Annotated in this window: 24 protein-coding genes; 6 read left to right on the plus strand and 18 right to left on the minus strand. The window is 36.3% G+C overall.

What is annotated here, in order from left to right:
• Positions 1–290: 290 nt before the first annotated feature.
• Entirely contained in the window at positions 291–809 is a 519-nt protein-coding gene (locus B0E34_RS05655; protein ID WP_087707761.1) for a hypothetical protein, read from the minus strand.
• A 267-nt stretch (positions 810–1,076) separates the two neighbouring features.
• On the opposite strand from B0E34_RS05655, the gene B0E34_RS05660 reads away from it, so the two are divergent.
• The 3 genes from B0E34_RS05660 to bamJ are packed head-to-tail and all read left to right on the plus strand — an operon-like array spanning position 1,077 to position 2,620.
• Positions 1,077–1,448, plus strand: a complete 372-nt coding sequence (locus tag B0E34_RS05660; protein ID WP_076395201.1) for a helix-turn-helix domain-containing protein — start codon at positions 1,077–1,079, stop codon at positions 1,446–1,448.
• A gap of 9 nt (positions 1,449–1,457) precedes the next feature.
• The gene (gene dtd, locus B0E34_RS05665) at positions 1,458–1,907 is read left to right on the plus strand and encodes a D-aminoacyl-tRNA deacylase (RefSeq protein WP_087707763.1); all 450 of its coding nucleotides are present in this window, start codon (positions 1,458–1,460) and stop codon (positions 1,905–1,907) included.
• Between the two features lie 29 nt (positions 1,908–1,936).
• Complete coding sequence (gene bamJ / locus B0E34_RS05670; protein WP_087707766.1) at positions 1,937–2,620, plus strand: BamJ family beta-barrel-assembly machinery protein; 684 nt, start codon at positions 1,937–1,939, stop codon at positions 2,618–2,620.
• A 79-nt stretch (positions 2,621–2,699) separates the two neighbouring features.
• Here the strand turns inward: bamJ and B0E34_RS05675 are convergent, their stop codons facing one another.
• The 13 genes from B0E34_RS05675 to B0E34_RS05735 form a co-directional block, all read right to left on the minus strand.
• Positions 2,700–3,212: a hypothetical protein gene (locus tag B0E34_RS05675; RefSeq protein ID WP_087708002.1), complete on the minus strand. Its 513-nt coding sequence runs from the start codon at positions 3,210–3,212 to the stop codon at positions 2,700–2,702.
• A 52-nt stretch (positions 3,213–3,264) separates the two neighbouring features.
• Positions 3,265–3,804, minus strand: a complete 540-nt coding sequence (locus B0E34_RS05680) for a hypothetical protein (RefSeq protein ID WP_087707768.1) — start codon at positions 3,802–3,804, stop codon at positions 3,265–3,267.
• 168 nt (positions 3,805–3,972) lie between these two features.
• Positions 3,973–5,349 (minus strand): DUF4153 domain-containing protein, encoded by a 1,377-nt coding sequence (locus B0E34_RS05685; RefSeq protein ID WP_087707769.1) that lies wholly within the window; start codon positions 5,347–5,349, stop codon positions 3,973–3,975.
• Positions 5,350–5,357: 8 nt separating this feature from the next.
• Complete coding sequence (locus B0E34_RS05690; protein WP_087707772.1) at positions 5,358–5,648, minus strand: hypothetical protein; 291 nt, start codon at positions 5,646–5,648, stop codon at positions 5,358–5,360.
• 2 nt (positions 5,649–5,650) lie between these two features.
• Complete coding sequence (locus tag B0E34_RS05695; RefSeq protein ID WP_087707774.1) at positions 5,651–6,136, minus strand: Coq4 family protein; 486 nt, start codon at positions 6,134–6,136, stop codon at positions 5,651–5,653.
• A 3-nt stretch (positions 6,137–6,139) separates the two neighbouring features.
• Positions 6,140–6,454, minus strand: a complete 315-nt coding sequence (locus tag B0E34_RS05700; protein WP_087707777.1) for a hypothetical protein — start codon at positions 6,452–6,454, stop codon at positions 6,140–6,142.
• A gap of 11 nt (positions 6,455–6,465) precedes the next feature.
• Positions 6,466–6,753 carry a hypothetical protein gene (locus B0E34_RS05705; protein ID WP_087707779.1) on the minus strand — a complete coding sequence of 96 codons (288 nt, stop codon included), beginning with the start codon at positions 6,751–6,753 and terminating at the stop codon, positions 6,466–6,468.
• Positions 6,743–7,588 (minus strand): metallophosphoesterase, encoded by an 846-nt coding sequence (locus B0E34_RS05710; RefSeq protein ID WP_087707781.1) that lies wholly within the window; start codon positions 7,586–7,588, stop codon positions 6,743–6,745. Before B0E34_RS05710 ends, B0E34_RS05705 begins: the two co-directional genes overlap by 11 nt.
• 24 nt (positions 7,589–7,612) lie before the next feature.
• Complete coding sequence (locus B0E34_RS05715) at positions 7,613–7,903, minus strand: hypothetical protein (protein ID WP_087708004.1); 291 nt, start codon at positions 7,901–7,903, stop codon at positions 7,613–7,615.
• Positions 7,904–7,969: 66 nt separating this feature from the next.
• Positions 7,970–8,260 (minus strand): winged helix-turn-helix domain-containing protein, encoded by a 291-nt coding sequence (locus tag B0E34_RS05720; RefSeq protein ID WP_076395182.1) that lies wholly within the window; start codon positions 8,258–8,260, stop codon positions 7,970–7,972.
• A complete protein-coding gene (locus tag B0E34_RS05725) occupies positions 8,257–8,793 on the minus strand; it encodes a hypothetical protein (protein ID WP_087707783.1) in 537 nt (178 codons plus the stop codon). Before B0E34_RS05725 ends, B0E34_RS05720 begins: the two co-directional genes overlap by 4 nt.
• Before the next feature lie 4 nt (positions 8,794–8,797).
• A complete protein-coding gene (locus B0E34_RS05730; protein ID WP_087707784.1) occupies positions 8,798–9,415 on the minus strand; it encodes a hypothetical protein in 618 nt (205 codons plus the stop codon).
• 120 nt (positions 9,416–9,535) lie between these two features.
• Positions 9,536–10,300 (minus strand): enoyl-CoA hydratase/isomerase family protein, encoded by a 765-nt coding sequence (locus B0E34_RS05735; protein ID WP_087707786.1) that lies wholly within the window; start codon positions 10,298–10,300, stop codon positions 9,536–9,538.
• Between the two features lie 270 nt (positions 10,301–10,570).
• Here B0E34_RS05735 and B0E34_RS05740 point away from each other — a divergent pair, with 270 nt between their 5' ends.
• The 3 genes from B0E34_RS05740 to B0E34_RS05750 are packed head-to-tail and all read left to right on the plus strand — an operon-like array spanning position 10,571 to position 12,551.
• Positions 10,571–11,116, plus strand: a complete 546-nt coding sequence (locus B0E34_RS05740) for a phage tail protein (protein WP_087707788.1) — start codon at positions 10,571–10,573, stop codon at positions 11,114–11,116.
• Between the two features lie 37 nt (positions 11,117–11,153).
• Positions 11,154–11,699, plus strand: a complete 546-nt coding sequence (locus tag B0E34_RS05745; RefSeq protein ID WP_087707790.1) for a phage tail protein — start codon at positions 11,154–11,156, stop codon at positions 11,697–11,699.
• Positions 11,700–11,723: 24 nt separating this feature from the next.
• Positions 11,724–12,551, plus strand: a complete 828-nt coding sequence (locus B0E34_RS05750; RefSeq protein WP_087707792.1) for a T9SS type A sorting domain-containing protein — start codon at positions 11,724–11,726, stop codon at positions 12,549–12,551.
• 189 nt (positions 12,552–12,740) lie between these two features.
• Here B0E34_RS05750 and B0E34_RS05755 read toward each other — a convergent pair whose 3' ends face one another.
• The 4 genes from B0E34_RS05755 to paaZ all read right to left on the minus strand — a co-directional run bounded on the left by B0E34_RS05755 (position 12,741) and on the right by paaZ (position 17,186).
• Entirely contained in the window at positions 12,741–13,427 is a 687-nt protein-coding gene (locus tag B0E34_RS05755) for an SMUG2 DNA glycosylase family protein (protein WP_087707794.1), read from the minus strand.
• 39 nt (positions 13,428–13,466) lie between these two features.
• Positions 13,467–14,201 carry a DUF4241 domain-containing protein gene (locus tag B0E34_RS05760; protein ID WP_087707796.1) on the minus strand — a complete coding sequence of 245 codons (735 nt, stop codon included), beginning with the start codon at positions 14,199–14,201 and terminating at the stop codon, positions 13,467–13,469.
• Between the two features lie 180 nt (positions 14,202–14,381).
• On the minus strand, positions 14,382–14,543 hold the full coding sequence (locus tag B0E34_RS21265) for a bacteriocin-like protein (protein WP_165762953.1): 162 nt from the start codon (positions 14,541–14,543) through the stop codon (positions 14,382–14,384).
• 147 nt (positions 14,544–14,690) lie between these two features.
• Positions 14,691–17,186, minus strand: a complete 2,496-nt coding sequence (paaZ, locus tag B0E34_RS05765) for a phenylacetic acid degradation bifunctional protein PaaZ (RefSeq protein ID WP_087707798.1) — start codon at positions 17,184–17,186, stop codon at positions 14,691–14,693.
• Between the last annotated feature and the right edge of the window lie 43 nt (positions 17,187–17,229).

A 17,229-nucleotide genomic window follows, 5' to 3' on the forward strand; every position in this document is an offset into this window, starting at 1 on the left:
ACTTTATCTAATGATTGACATTTATAACATTTCATAATACTAATTTATGAAATATATTTTAATTTAACAATACCAAAATTAGCAGTATCCACATTTTGATTCGCCAGAAAATGCGCTCGTAAATTGTCTGCTTCCATCAAATGATTTTACAGATAAGAAAACTGCTGTGTATTTAAGCTCTGCATACCGATCTGTGTAAGCATGTAATTAATAGCACTCGGTGCGGGAAGACTATAAGCTGGATTGCTTCCTGCACCCCCATCCGGTCCGTAGCTTCCTCCATTTCCTATTTAATTATAAAATTCATCCTGAAAACAACTGTTAATAATTTGTGTATCGTAATAAGCCGCATTAATTGTTCCTGCATAAGCACAGGGTTTTCCCGGAAAATGCAAACCTTCTATACAGGAGACTGGTGTAGTAATTACTGTATAACAGCCAATTGCAGTCTTAGCGGCTGTTTTTGCAATCCCGTTCTCGAAAGAAAGACTGGATATAAGTTCTCCGTTGTAAGACTTATAATGTACCGTACCCGAGAAGGTTGTAAGATTCAGATAAGGAATTGGCGTACTGGAAATATATTGTGCGATAAAGAATGATTCCCTTTCTCCTGTAGTGTAAACGATTATCTCATAAACCGTATCATCTTTTTTAGTAAAAGTACTGTAAGATGTTTTGTTGCCTTTCTTTACAACATCTACCGGCTGGTTATCAAAAAGCAATGCAGCGTAAGAATTGGATTTTGAAAAGTAATTGGACGAGTTTATTTTCGTTTCTAAAAAATTTTTAAAAGCAGGAACGTCCTTCATGAGGTAAACCTTCGCTTTTTCTTTTTGAGTTTCAGAAGAAAAACTGTCGGATGAAGCATCTTCATGTGCGGCAGCTAACCAGAAATAATACCAATGCCATAAGCATTATGAAATAAGATTTTTTCATTTTGTATTGAATTAAAATTTAATGCTTCAAATATATATTTTATTCCGATACCTTACTGTTCTATTTTCGGGAGGAATAAATTTTATGAATTGGAAAGATAGTTTTTGTTACTTTTGTTATCAGTATAATATTAGATCACAATGAACATTCAGATAGGGAGTAAAATAAGAAGATTGAGAGAGACTAAAGGCTTTTCTCAGGAAGAAATGGCTGAAAGGCTGCAAATTTCTCGCTCAGCATACAGCCGTATAGAAATGGGTGAAACAAACTCTTGGGTTAATCATATTGAGAAGTTATGCGAAAATTTAGATATCAAACCGGAAGATTTTTTTATTAATTCTGAGAACAACATAAATACAAATCAGGATAACGCTTCTGCTGTTCAGTCTAATCCTCATCATGATACTCATATCACCATCAATCAATTATCTGAAAAAGTAATTGAAATGTATGAAGAACGCATCCGAGAGCTGAAAGAACAGGTAGAATTCTGGAAAACAAAGAACAGCTAAAAATTTGTAATGAAAGTTGTCATACAAAGAGTTTCAGAATCCAGCGTAAAAGTGGATGGAAAAGTGGTCGGGGAAATCGGAAACGGTTTAATGCTTCTGGTAGGAATTGATGAAAATGATGAAAAAAGCGATGCAGACTGGCTTGTACAGAAAATTTTAAACCTCAGAATTTTCGGTGATGAAGATGGGAAACTGAATCTTTCTGTTCAGGATATTCAGGGAGAGATATTATGCATCAGTCAGTTTACGTTGATTGCCGATTATAAAAAAGGAAACCGCCCTTCTTTCATTAAAGCCGCAAAACCGGATAAAGCGATTCCTTTGTTTGAGTATTTTAAAGAAGAAATTTCAAAATCCGGACTAAAAACCGAAAGCGGAATCTTCGGAGCAGATATGAAAGTTTCGTTAATTAATGACGGTCCGGTAACTATTGTGATGGATTCCGTTACAAAAGCTTAAATTCGCAGAAAATATATTTACATTCAACAATGAAAAAAACGTTATTTACCTTAGTTCTTTTAACAGGAGTAAATCTTGCATTCGCTCAGAAAACTTACACAGACGAGCAGAAAGCGTCTTACTACATCGGTCTTGATATTGCTGAAAACATGAAGAAGCAGGGCTTTCCGGCAGATCCTGAATTATTGGCACAAGGTTTTAAAGATGCTTTCGGAGATAAGGCAAGTTTATTCCCGAAAGAAGAAATGGGAACTTTTTTACAGGGCTTTATGCAGAAGCAGAATGAAAAAAAACAGGCTGAAGCAAAAGTAAAAGCAGAGGAAAACAAAAAGAAAGGTGCTGAGTTTTTAGCTAAAAATAAGCTGAACAAGAACATAAAAACCACAGCAAGCGGTTTACAATATGAAGTTCTTAAAGAAGGCGATGGTAAAGCAAAACCAACTGCTTCAAGTACTGCAAACGTAAAATACACCGGAAAATTAATGGACGGAACCGTTTTCGATTCTACGGATAAAAACGGAGGACAACCGATCGAATTAAATCTTTCAAGCGTTATCAAAGGTTGGACAGAAGGAATCCAACTGATGTCGAAAGGTGCAAAATACAGATTCTATATTCCGGCTGATCTTGCTTATGGAGACAACGGAGCAGGTGGCGTAATTCCTCCGGGAGCAACCCTTATTTTTGATGTGGAACTGGTAGATTTTAAATAATCTTTTCTATAAAAAAACAGCAAAAACGTCTTTCAGAAATCTGAAAGACGTTTTTTTAAAATAAACTTTTATAAAAAAACTAATTCGCAGGAACGCTGCTGAAATTTAGTGCAATTCTAAGGTTCATGTCAGAACTTGTCTGGTTCTTCAGTTCATAAACCGTTCTTACGGTAACCCCCGTACTTTTTACCACCTCATCTAAAAATCCTGAAGTTGCAAGATCAAGATTCAAACTTGAAGCATCTGTAGAAATATTGGTTCTTGAAGCAACCAGTCTTTCTCCTGTTCCGCTCGATGAAATGTATACTTTTATCGATTTAAAAGCATTCAGGCTTCCTCCTGCCGGAGAAACTACGGAAACTTTAGCATCCGATATTCTTACGTCTTTAATTTTTGCATTGTTATTTCCTCCAAACCAAGTCTGAACGTTGGAAGCGGTAGAAGTAGAAGAAACTTCTTTATCTGCGGGAACTCCAGTGGAAACTAACACATTGGCTGTATAAGGAAATGTATTCTGAACCAACGACTGCACCGTTCCACAACTTACCAGAGCTACTGAAGCTACTGCCGCCGTCAAAAATATATTTTTCATAATGATAAATTTTAACATTGTCTTTGCAGAAACTATACCAAAATGATGAAAATTATTCTACACTTACGGTAAAACTGCCTTTGGTATTACCGGAAGCCATATTGCTTTTACCGATGATCAGCCAAACTTCGCCCTTATCTTTTACATCATAAGTAATTTCTCTTCCAAAAGGTCCGTCATAATCTCCGTTGGGAAGTTTGATCTGGTTAAAGCGGATGTTGAAATCCTTTTCATTGGTCGAAATTTTTGCCTTTATTTTAGATTGATCGAAATTGATGATTTTAAGAATAAATTCCTGTCCGTCTTTTGTAAATTCTTCTCCTAAAGTTAACGGAAACTGTTCTGCATCTACCGTTCTGGTAATTTTACCATCCTTTACCGTTCTCATCACTCCGGTTTTAAGAACTTCTTTGGTTTTCGGCGCGTTGTTGATCACAGAATCCTTCATTTTTACGGCTGCGGAATCCATTTTAGGAGCAGAATCAGATTGTTCGCTTACGATTACTGAATCATTTTTCTGAGTTTCTGCCGGAGCAGATTCTTTTTGACATGAAACAATAAGTAAAGGGATGAGCAATAAGGATTTTTTCATAATGATAATTTTTAAGCACGATCTAAGCCGTCTTGATTTTAAAGTTTATGGAGATGCCAAAATTGTTCCATTGATTATTTAAGATGATTTTTTAATAACAATCTTTTCTGATTGATTAAAAAAACCTCACAGGTTTTTGAAACCTGTGAGGTTTGACCGAAGATCTTCTTACTTTAAATTCTGGTAATACAAAACCTGAGAAAGAAATGTTTCATTTTGTTGGAATTTCACTCTTTCTAAATTCAGAATTTCAGATTTTAAGGCATCGTTGTGATGTTCTTCGGCATAATTCAGCAATTGCTTCTCACTGAAATTAATTTGAGTTTTATGGTAGTTTGAAGCAAAGTCTTTACGTTTCCTATTTTCAGAAGTAATGATTCCGCCCCAATTGATGTAGCTGCAAACAAGGATTACTCCGTAAATATACCAAGCCATGGTGTTGAAAAGGAAAACATTTCTCTTCTGCTTCTGAATTTTAATAAAAGTGGTGACCAAGCCAATTAAAGCCAATATCAAAAATGCATAAACACCCAGTCTTTTGTAGGTAAAACCATAATTGATGATGTATTCTGAGTTTTTCACCATGGCAGAAATAACGAGAACGGCATTCAGGAAAATCCAGACTTTGGCTAACATTTTCATCAATCCGGCTTTCGGATCAAAATTGAAATTCGATTTAAAGTAAAACATGATCACCAGAATCGACATGATGATCGACAGAATGACTGCATTTACTCTTTCATGTGTTTCTTCGGAGAGTTTTACAGGACTTTTTACTGACTCGTAAAACTGTTCATAGTTGTAGGTGATGATGAAAAAGACGAGCAGAATATTCAGCGCAAATAAAGAAATTACGCCGCTCATTCTTTCTGCATCCAGATCAAGAAAAGAATAGGTGGCTTTCTGAATTTTATCTTTCTCCCCGAAATTGTTATCCAGCAATCTGTTGCTTTTGTAAATAAAACGTTCAACGGCGAAATTCCAGTAATTGAATGCGATAAAAAAGCCTAAAACAATCATAGCAAAAAGCTGCCAGAAATTGACATCAAGCTCCACATTGGTGAATAAATTGGCAAAATGATCGCTTCCTGCGGAATAGATTCCAAAGAAAACGGAGATCAGAATTAAAGGAATTATTACAAAAGCCAGTGTTTTCTGCCACAAACCGGAAACGTTTCTTTTGGGAAGCCATGCATCGAAATTCAGGATTCTGAAAAACTCTGTAAAGCAGTTCGTCACAAAAACCGGAACCAGCAAAAGGATTTTCATCCTGCGGTTTCGGGATCTGTATCCTAACAATAACAGTGAACTGACAACCGCCAGAAAGGACGGAAAATCTCCGTACCACGCAAACGCAGCACTCGAAATAATGCTCGTTACGAAAAGAAAAATAAACGTTTTGGTTCGGTTTCGTTCAGGTGTTCTGAAGAAAGTAAGCACGGCATAAATAATTCCGATAATTCCGAGATTGAGACCTACATTCTGATCATAAAATACAATGACAAAAAGCAGGGTCGTAAGAAATATATAGTGATGTGTTTTCATAGGTTAGTTTAAATGTTGGTGAAAATAAAAAAGTAAAAGGCGGCAATCGGAATATTCAACAAAATCAGCAAAGCTGAGTTTCCGTGAGATTTTTTATCTGAAACATCTGTTAAAAAAGTAATCAGTTCGGAGCAGAAAACAATCATGTTGACAACAACGGCAATAACGACATAATAAAATCCGAGCCAGACAAAAAACCAAGATTCGGAGATCCAGAATGCCAGTAAGATGATGGTTCCAAGCAGCCATGAAATCAGAAACAGACTTTTTCCGACGGGACTAAATTTTATTCGTTCCATGATTAATGCAAAACAGCGGTATTCTTCTGTTGAATGAAATCTTTCAGATGCTCAAAATTCTGCCAGAGCAAAGCTTCAAAATCCCAATGGTAAAACGGACGCATATTTTGTCCTTTTTTGTAGGCTTTGATGTAGAGTTTGTAATATTCCGGTAAAATGAGGCTTCCCAAAACAATGGCTGCCAAAAGATGGGCATTGAGCTTTCCGTTTCCTAACAGGAGAAACTGCATGGCGATTTCGTCCTCGAAATTGGTTCCGCATCCTGTAATAAGGTGATGAACATCGTGATTTTCCATTTTGGGAATCATCGTGAAACCATGTTTTTTATAAAATTCTCCCAATTTTCTGCCCAGAGAATCTTCCTGAAACTCCAGCAGTTGTTTTTCGGTAAACTGCCACTGCCTTTTCTTTTTCTTGAAATAGGTTCTGTACAGTTTCTGGGTCTTATTGTAAACGAAAAGAAGAAATTTGACGCGTATTTTTTTCATAATTTATGGGTTTAAAAAATTAATTGAAACAAGCTGAAATCCGATGATGATATAAATTATTGCTATGGGAATATTAATCAGCATAATTCCTGAAGATTTAAGACAGGCATTGAGTTTACTCTTATGAACAATTCCGTGCATTAATAGAGTAACAAGAACAATCATATTAACTACAAATCCATATTCCAAAACCAAAATTCCACCTTCAACAAGTAAATCATTTTTAGTGAGAGCATACCCGAACAAAGAGATGCTTCCTAAAATAAATGAAAGCCAAAACAGAGTTTTTCCGATAATTATGATTGTTTTTTCATTCATATTATGTTATTTTAAGTTAATGATATGGCTAAGTATAAAAAAAAGATGATTGGAAAATTAAACATCATCAATACCAAAGAATTTTTAAATTGAACACGGTTTTCAGGAAAAATAAATATAAAAGCAAACAGCAAAATCATTGAAAATAGATTAATAATCAGATTAATTGCTGACAAGAAAATCAAAGTCCCAACAAGATCATCACTAATTTTAAATACCATGCCTGCTATAATTAAAATTCCGATCAACCAACTTGCAGAGAAATAAATCAATGCAATGTTGTTATATTTACTTTTCATAATTTATGAGTGTAAAAACCGTAATTTCCGGACGCACCATAAAGCGAACCTGAAAAGAATGTCCCAAAGCACGGTTGATGTAAAGCATTCTTCCATCTTCAAGATCAATTTCTCCGGAAATATATTTTCTGTTTTTCACGGGAAGCAGAGGCGTAATGACTCCGGGAATTCTGCACTGTCCTCCATGCGTATGTCCGCTCAGAATCCATCCCTGATAACCATTCCAGATATCTTTATCACAGGCATCGGGATTATGACAGAGAATAATATTCGCTTTGGAAGGATCATAATCTTTCATCACTTTCTGCGGTGCAAAATTGGGCGACCATAAATCTTCAAAACCGATAAAATTCAGTCCGTTGCTTTCCTGCTGCGCATTATTCAGCATTGTGATTCCGAAGCTTTCCAGAATATTGCAGATATTGTCGGACGACTGAAGATCCTGCCAGTCTTTTCCGTAATCGTGATTTCCCAGAATTCCAAATGTTGCCAGATTTCCCAACACAACATGTTCCATCACTTTTTTAAGGTCTTCCGTTTCTTTAGCTCCTCCATGATTAACAAAATCTCCTGTGTACACCACGAAGTCGGGATTGTATTTTTTAGCTTTCTGAAAAGAATCGATAATGAAATTCCAGTCGAAGCGGGTTCCAACATGAAGGTCGGAAATCTGCATCAGAATTTTTCCTTCAAGATCTTTGGGTAAATTTTTAATCGGAAGTTTCCGTTCTACAAATTCCAGCCAAAACGGTTCGATCTGCCATGAATAGAGAAGAGGGAATGCTCCTATTACAGAAAGCTGAAAGATCTTTTTTAAAAATGTTTTCCGGTTCATTTATGTTTTAGTTTTTTTACAACATTAGCTTCCTGCGAAAGGAGTTCCGAAAAGCCCGACTGCCAGTTCGATCCACACTAAAGCCAGGACTAATAAAATCGCAAAGCAGATCAGCAGTTTATACCGTAAAGATTTTTTCGATCGGATGACCAGATTGATAAAGAATGCGGTTCCGAAAAGTAAAGTTCCGGCAATAATAAAATCAGCAGGAGACCAGTTCCAGCCTTCTGCAAAAAGATTGGCAAAAAATGCCGTAAGCATCAATAATGCAGGAACTGCGAAAATGATGGTTGTTTTTTGTTTTTCTAAAGTCATAATTTTCATTTTAAATTATTAAAAGTACTTTGTATTTCAAAGTTTAAAAATAAAAAAATTTAATCTCTATTTTCCGAGTAATTTTTCCAAAGCATTAAGATGTTCTGTAAAGGCTTCTCTTCCACTTTGGGTTACCCGATATGATGTTTTGGGTTTCTTGCCTACAAATTCTTTCTTCACTTCTATATATGCTGCTTTTTCCAGCGCGTTGCTGTGACTGGCAAGATTTCCGTCCGTTATTTCAAGCAGGCTTTTCATTTCTGAGAAATCAACCCAGTCGTTTACCATGAGAACGGACATAATGCCCAATCTTACACGGCTTTCGAATTCTTTGTTGAGTTGATTTATATTTATCATTTTAATTTTATCCTGTCTATTCTGAAATAATCATACACTGTTGCATCAACACCGATTGTTTCCTTTGTCTTTACATTTTCAACGGTTACAAAATCATGATCTCTGAAAAATTCAGAATTAAAATGTCTGTTGATATTTTCATTCATTAAATAAATTTCTCCAACGTTATGATGAACCTTCCAATCATTTTGCAGTCCGCTCTGCTTCAATTTAAACTGAATAACAGAAGCTAAAAATGCTGAGTAACCGATACAGTTTGCTTTTTTGGTTTCTACTAATTTATCTGTTTCATGATCACATTTATCAAATGAAAAACTAAGGGTAGAAGCTGTTTCTTTTAAAGAATTCTGAATGAGATCTTCTACAGATGTATTACTTCCAGTTTCCTTTAACCGATTTTTCAGTTTCTCGTTGGCAATATCTAAAACCGTTCTTTCTTTAATTATGTCATATGAAAAAAATATCCGGAATAAATAAGCTTTGCAGAACACAACTGCAAAAATAATGATTAAAAATATCCCCCATTTTTTCACAATTCTATTTGTATTTCTTATGCATTATCAATCCATAAACAATATGCAAAGCTCCAAATCCTATTGTCCAGAAAACCAGTCCCCATCCTAAAAAGAATAAGGAAATTAATCCTAAAACAATCTGACAATAGCCTAAATATTTTATATCCGTTAAGGTATATCGTTCCGCACTTACCAAAGCCAGTCCGTAGAACAGCAGTGTTGCCGGAGCAATAAATACAAAAAGATGATGATAAAGAAGTGCCAGACAAAAGAAGCCTCCCGTTATCAAAGGAACTGCAAAGGTAACCAAAAGTCTTTTAGTGGTTGCATCCCAAATCTTCAAACCTTTCTTTCTGCTTTTATTGGCAGTGAAAATATAACCACTGAGCAATGCCACACCCAGAATAACAACTCCAGTTACAACAAGTTCTTTTACCAATGACGGTCCGAAAATATTTCTTTCTCCATCAAAATAATCAATTCCCTCTCTCTGAAAAACAAAATATACATACACTCCTCCTATAATTGCCGCTAATCCCGCAACAACTCCGGACAACCCGCTCAAAGAAATAAATCTGGAAGAACGCTCCATCATAGAGCGAATGTGTGATAAGTCTTCGTGATAGTTTTTTGATTCCATAAAAAGAACTTTGAATTACAAAGTTACTATTTATTTTGAATCTGCAAAATATTTTTTGGGGAAATTTAGAATTTATTTCAAAAAAAAGCCGCTGATCTTATCAACGGCTCAATGTATAAATTACTTTGCTCTTAATCTTTCTTTAATAGATTCAATATTCTTTTTTGCAGAATCTTCCAGAATCAGACTTGCACTCATGTGGATTCTTGCAGGCATCAGTTCGTTAAAATGATCTGTTCCTTCCCACGAAACCTTTTTAATTAAAGCTAAAGCATCGCTGCTTCTTGAAGCCAGTGTCTGAAGGAATTTTTCAAGCTTGGCATCCATATCTTCAATGGTTTCTGAAACCGAATGATAAATATTGTGCTGTTCTGCCCATTCTGCCGATCTGAAGTCTGCATCAATTGCCATGGCTGAAAACTGGGATTTTCCTATTTTTCTTTCTACATAAGGTCCTATTACAAATGGCCCTATTCCCAGATTGATTTCCGTTAAAGCTAATGCCGAATCTTTGGTAGCGAAACAGTAATCTGCTCCACACGCAATTCCTACTCCGCCTCCTGTAGTTTTTCCCTGAACTCTTACCACGACTATTTTTCCGCAGTTTCTCATCGCATTCAGCACTTTTGCAAAGCCCCCGAAAAATTTTGTCGATTTTTCCAGTTCTTCAATTTCCAGAAGCTCATCAAAACTGGCTCCTGCACAAAAGGCTTTTTCACCTTCACTTTTTACAAGAATGGCTTTTACTTCTTCTTTTGCACCTTCATCAAGAATGGTCTGTGCCAGTTTTTCAAGAATGGCTCCCGGAAGTGAGTTGCTTTTCGGAGTTCCGAATGTAATTTCGGCAATATTGTTCTTCAGTTCTGATACTACAAATTCGTTCATTTTTAGTTTTAATTGGATTTACACAAAAATACTAAATACAGGGATTTTGAGGAAGATTTTATTTAAGTTTTTATACTCCCGGTGTTCATTACAATTCTCATTACGTAGAAATACGGAATCTTCAATTTGGTATTTTCTACTCTACCATGCATCATGCTATTGCCGTTACTTTGACATATCAATACGACATAAGTTTTTAAAGATTTTCTGGCGGCATCCGAAAAGCCATAAACAGAGTAGGAATTAAAAAAACTGAAAAATTATATTATCATGGACGACGAATTAATGGGCGTAGTTAAAGTATTCGCAGGCAATTTTGCACCTAGAGGCTATATGTTCTGCAACGGTGCTTTACTAAGCATTGCACAGTACAGTGCTTTATTCTCACTTTTAGGAACAACTTACGGTGGTGATGGTATCAGAACTTTTGCCCTGCCAAATCTTAACGGACGTACTCCGATCGGTCAGGGGAATTCAAATACCGGAAGATCTTATACTCTAGGAGAGGTAGGAGGAACAATACAAAATACTTTACTTTCTTCTAATTTACCGAGTTTTGCGAGCCAGCTAAAGGTTTCATCATCTAATGCGACAACTTCTGTGCCTACTGCAAATACATCGATCGCAGTAAGCGGTATACAGGCAGGAAGAGATTTTACGGCTGTTCCAAGCTTTGTAGATGCAGCACCTAACACGGTATTATATCCACAATCTGTTGTTTTTACAGGACAGAATCTACCGGTTAATAATATGCCTCCATATTTAGGAATTAACTACATCATTTGTGTAGAGGGAATTTATCCTTCAAGACCTTAATTTTTTTTTAAAGTACTAACAAATTAATACAATAATCATGGACGAAGAATTAATAGGAACCATCAAATTATTTGCAGGTGATTTTGCACCGAGAGGATATATGTTTTGTAATGGTGCTTTGATAAGCATCAGCCAAAATCAGGCACTTTTCGCTATCCTAGGAACAACTTATGGCGGAGACGGAAGAACAACATTCGCTTTGCCTAACCTTAACGGAAGAACACCCATCGGGGCTGGAACTTCAAACACAGGAAAAAATATTGCTTTGGGAGAAGCAGCAGGAACACCAACCAATACTCTTCTTAGCTCAAATCTTCCATCAATGATAAGCCAGCTAAGAGTTTCTTCTTCGAATGCAACAACGGCAACTCCTTCGGGTAATTCTTCGATTGCTGTTTCAGGAACATATGCAGGAAGAGATTTTCAACCTGTTCCAAGTTTTACAGATGCGGCTCCTAATACGCAAATTAATGGAGCTTCAGTAACGTTTACAGGGCAAAATGTGCCTGTTAACAATATGCCACCTTACCTTGGTCTTAATTATATTATCTGCGTAAATGGTATATATCCATCAAGACAATAATTAACAACCTAAAAATTTAAAATCATGAAAAGTACTATACTTTTTACCTTATCTGTTCTTTTTATTTCGGTCTTTTCTTTTGGACAGACCAGTACGGAACAATTTGAGACAGAATCTAATGCAAGCGCAAGCTTTACTGATAATGGAGTAATATTCAATATTCTGTCGCATGTAAATACCTACGATATTCAGGCTTCTTATCCGGGGACTGGATGGAGTGGTACCGCAATTGACAACAGATATATAGATAACTCCGGAGCGGGTAACCAATCTGCCGGAACTTCTTTTAGTATTAAGACAACATCTAATTTATTTAAAGTAAACAGATTCTGGGTTTATTTAGGCGCAGCAAATACTGCACAGAATGTAACTGGGACATTAACTATTACAGGTAAATTATCCGGAGTTACAAAATTTACTCAGACAAAAACTACAGGGTTTGTTAACTCTATTGCTACAACGAATGGATATACTTTAATAGACATGACTAATCTTAACGGACAGAATTATAGCAATATCGTTATCGATCAGCTACAAATTACTGCAGGAGGTGGTTATCAGTATATGGGATTAGATGCGTTTACATGGGTAAAAGATACCGGACTTGTATTAGCTGCCAACGAAGTAAGATCATCGAAAAAAGATTCGGGGATTTATCCTAATCCAACAAGCGGTCCACTTACCATTAAAACTGAGGAAAACAGTAAGTTTGAGGTGTACAGCCAAAGCGGACAATTGGTAAAAACAATTGAAACACAAAAAGGAACAAACGAATCTGATATTTCCGATCTTCCAAAAGGTGTTTACATGATAAAGTCTTCTAAAGAGTCTTATAAAATTATCAAAAAATAATACGCTTATCGTTAAGGTAAAAACTAATAACCATGAAATTCATTAAGATAGGTGATTGTACCATGAAAGATTTTAAAGCATAATATTGTGATGATGTCCCCTGAGCAATCGGGGGATTTTCATGTTTTCCCTCGTTCTGGCGATATTTAATATCACCGTTCTAAAACTCTCTGAGAAATTCAGGGAGTTTTAATTTTTCAGTGAGAGAATGTACTTATCAATATACAATTGTTTCTCCTTGGATTTGTACTGCTGGATGTATCTTGGATGTTCCAGAACTGTCATTTTTTCAAATAAATTGGCTTCCTTATTTAATTTTGAAATAAAATCTGCATTTTTTTTACCCAAAACAAAGACTTCCGAAATGTCGATATTCAGGGTGATATGTTTCTTTAAACAATCAATCATAAAATCTTTTACATCTTTAAAAAGTTCTTTATCATCATAATAATTGGCGTTGATCCAGCTACCTTTCGATTTCCTGACAATTGCTAAAGGAAACGGAGAATTAATATAAACATCCTGATAAAAATTTTCTGCTCCGCCATACTGCTCAATCACATCATACATAAATACTGAGGAAACTTCATGCGTATGAGCAGATTCCATTTTAATTCCGCACACGCTTTCCAGACGTTTGGTATCTGTAAAAGGAACTCCTGTAACGCCTGCTCCGTGACGACTGGGATTAATCCCTATCAGAAATTTTCTGTTATTGAAATCATTGTAATATTTATGATAAAACCTTTCCATAACAATCATGGTTTCAGGATTGTCGAGATAAGGATTAAGCACCTGAAAATCATCGGGAATATTTCCGGAGTAATGTAAGTTTCGGTTAAATTCTACTACTTCCTCAGCAAAAGTTTTCGTCATATTTAGTTTTTCAGAAAAAAATTATCCGGCTGATCTTTTTTAATCTACATCATCCTCATCTCCATCTTCGCTTAAGGCTAATTCAATATCAATAAACTGGATGTATAATCCGCAAATACTGTCATTGTTATCATAAGCAAAGTATACAGGATAAATACCGTCTCCAAAGCCACTTGCAAACATAGGAATATGATAACTGGTATCCGGAACTTTCCAGTTGATCCAGTCTCCGGCATCTCTTTGATTTTTCGGATGGTCTTTATAGCTTTGCTCGAAAAGTCCGGCGAAATAATCATCGTAAAAATTGTCAAGATCAGTTTCATCCACAAATTTATCCACAAAAGGAAGCACTTCTTTATCCGTAATACAGCCTAAACCCGCGTCCACGCCAAAACCAAAATAATCATCTTCAGTAACGCCTTCTAATTCTTCAATTCCAACCAAGGCTTCCCTGTAAACAATGGGCTTTTCTTTAGTAAATTCCACTTTAACAACAGCATATCTGTCACCCCAGTCTTCTGACTTTACCACGGCAATGGTTACAGGAAAATCACCTTTCGGAGCCTGAATAAAATACGGAGATTGGTTTCCGTTCAGATCAACAAGAGGATCTCTCACCACTATTTTACCGGAAGGAAGAGAAACATTTCCGATCTCCATCGTTTCCAATGGCTGCCCTGCAATTTCATCAGACGTAAAATAGGTTTCCAAATCCGTCGGGCATATGAGAACATCTTTTACTTCTTCATATTTCTGTAGCCAGTTTTCGTTCATTTCTTTTGTTTTATGATATAATTAAGCCTGAAAATAAGGAATAAAAATAAGGGTATCAAATATCATTAAGTTTTTAACATAAGATTATAAAAAACCCTTTCAACATAAGCTGAAAGGGAGTTTATAATTATTTTAACCGAAACAGGCTAATTAAAACGACACATTATTTATCTGTATCATTTAAGAATCTGCACAAATAACGCACGCTCTTGGAGTACTTGGCCAGCTTCCGGGAATACAGCAGCTTCCTTTAGGACACGAAGTTGGTGTACAAGACCAGTTTGGACCAGATCCTTCAATGGCTCTCAACTCTGGTCTTGAGAGTTTTTTTAAGTTTTTCATAATGATTTAGTTTTAATGATTGTTCCTACTCTTTATGCTTTTCGGATTTCGCATCCTAAAGTTAGCAATAAAATCATTTAAAAACAATTTAATCAAATAGTTATACAATTAAAAAGCAGCAATTCATTAAAGAATGCTGCTTTATATTTAAATTAATCCAAACTGCTCAAAATGATGTGTAAAATGCTTCTTGTGCATCAGTTCCCACATTTCTTTATTCAGTTTTCCGAAAACGAAATTCAGGTGTTCTGCCTGTGGATTTTCTTTATAATAAATCACAAATCTTTTTAAGTTATCAATGAAAGACTGTTTAGCAGCTTCAAGATTTTTATGTCTTAACTCCAATAGTTTTTCATCATCTGCCAAAAACGGTGCAGGGAAATCTTTCGGCATTTTTCTGTGGTTATACAAAGAATCCTGCCATTTTTCCAACTGTTCTTCAGGAGTGAAGCACTTATCAGCTTCCGGTTCGCCAAGACTTACCAAGACACCATGCTCCAGATGTTCTATCATTTGCTGCGGTGACATTTTTCCCCAGTTTGGCTGAGTAGAATCTGTTAATCCATTCAGCATTTTCTGAATATTTTTTAAGTTTAAATCGATAAAAGGAGACTGTTTTGCCACCAACGTTAAAATAGTTGCCACACAAACGATTTCATCTCTCTGATTTACGACCTCAACTAACCATTTTACAACTCCGGAAGGAATATTTCTTCCTTTTACCCCTCTGTTGATTTTTTCTTTCGCCGTTAAATACACCGTAATGGTATCTCCTGCATAAACAGGTTTAAAGAACGAACAGTTTTCCAGTCCGTAATTTGCGATAACCGGTCCTTTTTTCCCTGAAACAAACAATCCTGCCGCTGCTGAAAGAATGAAATAGCCATGAGCAACGGTTTTATCGAAAATAGTTCCGGTTAAGCTAGTTGCATCGGTGTGTGCATAGAAATGATCCCACGAAACATTGGAGAAATTCACGATATCTGCGTCGGTAACCGTTCTTCCTGCTGTTTCCAGAGAATCTCCCACCTCAACTTCTTCAAAATATTTCTGGAACGGATGTTTATCAGAATATTTTTTCTCAGCTCCCTGCTGATAAATCTTTGTAATGGCTGTTAAAATATCCGGAGAACCCTGAATAGCTGTTTTCTGAAGGAAGAAATGAAGACCGTTTAATCCGCCCATTTCCTCTCCTCCTCCTGCTCTTCCGGGACCGCCATGCATCAAAGTCGGAAGCGGAGAACCGTGACCTGTACTTTCTTTCGCACTGTCTCTGTTCAGTACAAAAATTCTTCCGTGCTGTGAAGCCATTTTCCAAGATGTTTCGGCAACGAAATTATTATCATGGGAAACGATGGAACCCACCAAACTTCCTTTTCCTCTTTTTGCCAAAGCCGCCGCTTCTTCCGCATCTTTGTAAGGCATTAATGTAGAAACCGGACCGAAAGCTTCGACATCGTGCGAGATATTTTTTTCGAATGGTTTATCATTTAAGAACAATTTCGGACTCATGAAAGCTCCGTTTTCATAATCGGCATCTACCAATTCGTGCTTTCCGTCGTAAATTAACTCGGTTTCAGCTTTAAGCAAATCAACTTTTCTTAAAACCTCATCATACTGTTGTTTTCCAACCAAAGATCCCATTCTGGTTTCTCTACTCAACGGATTTCCGATTTTTGTCTGATCTAAAGCTTTAGATAAAGCATTCTGAACGTCACCAATTAAGTTTTCGGGAACAATAATTCTACGGATCGCCGTACATTTTTGTCCGGCTTTCGTCGTCATTTCGTTACGAACTTCTTTGATGAATAAATCAAATTCCGGAGTTCCCGGTTTTGCATCCAACCCAAGAATTGAACAGTTCAAAGAATCTGCTTCCATATTGAAACGAACGGCATTTCCTGCAATCGAAGGCAGAGATTTTAATTTTCTTCCTGTATTGGCAGAGCCTGTGAACAAAACAGAATCTCCATCCTGCACATAATCCAGAATATTTCCCGGTTCACCGCATACTAATTGAACCGCCCCTTCAGGAAGAATTCCGCTTTCAATCATATCCTGAAAAACAGCGTTCGTTAAATAAGAACCGAAAGGAGAAGGTTTTACGATCGAAGGAACACCTGCTAACAATGATGTGGATAATTTTTCCAGCATTCCCCAAACCGGAAAGTTGTAAGCATTAATTTGTACTGAAACTCCTTCACTCGGCGTTAATATGTGGGTTCCCAAAAAAGTTCCGTTTGCCGAAATTTTCTGAGTATCTCCATCTACCCAAAACGGTGTATTCGGAAGCATTCTTTTTGCCAATCCTGAATACGTGAAGAATGTACCAAAACCTCCTTCAATATCTACCCAGGAATCAACGTGAGTTGCTCCTGTTTTATACGATAGTTCGTAATATTTTTTCTTTCTTTCAAGGAGATAAAGTGCTACTTTTTTAAGCATTTCTCCACGATCGTAGAACGTCATGGATGAAAGGTTTTTATAACCTACTGTTCTTCCGTAATCCAAAGCCTGCTCAAAATTCAGACCTTCTGTGTCGGAAACAGCAACCTGCTCTCCATTAACAGCATTGTACAAAGGAATTCCGTTTCCGTTTCCTTCGATCCACTCGCCGTAGATATAGTTTTTTAACTTTTCCATATTTATCTAATTTGAAAATTTGAGAATGAGTCAATTTGAAAAT

Source organism: Chryseobacterium mucoviscidosis (assembly GCF_002177115.1).
In the GTDB taxonomy this organism is placed as follows: Bacteria; Bacteroidota; Bacteroidia; order Flavobacteriales; family Weeksellaceae; genus Chryseobacterium; species Chryseobacterium mucoviscidosis.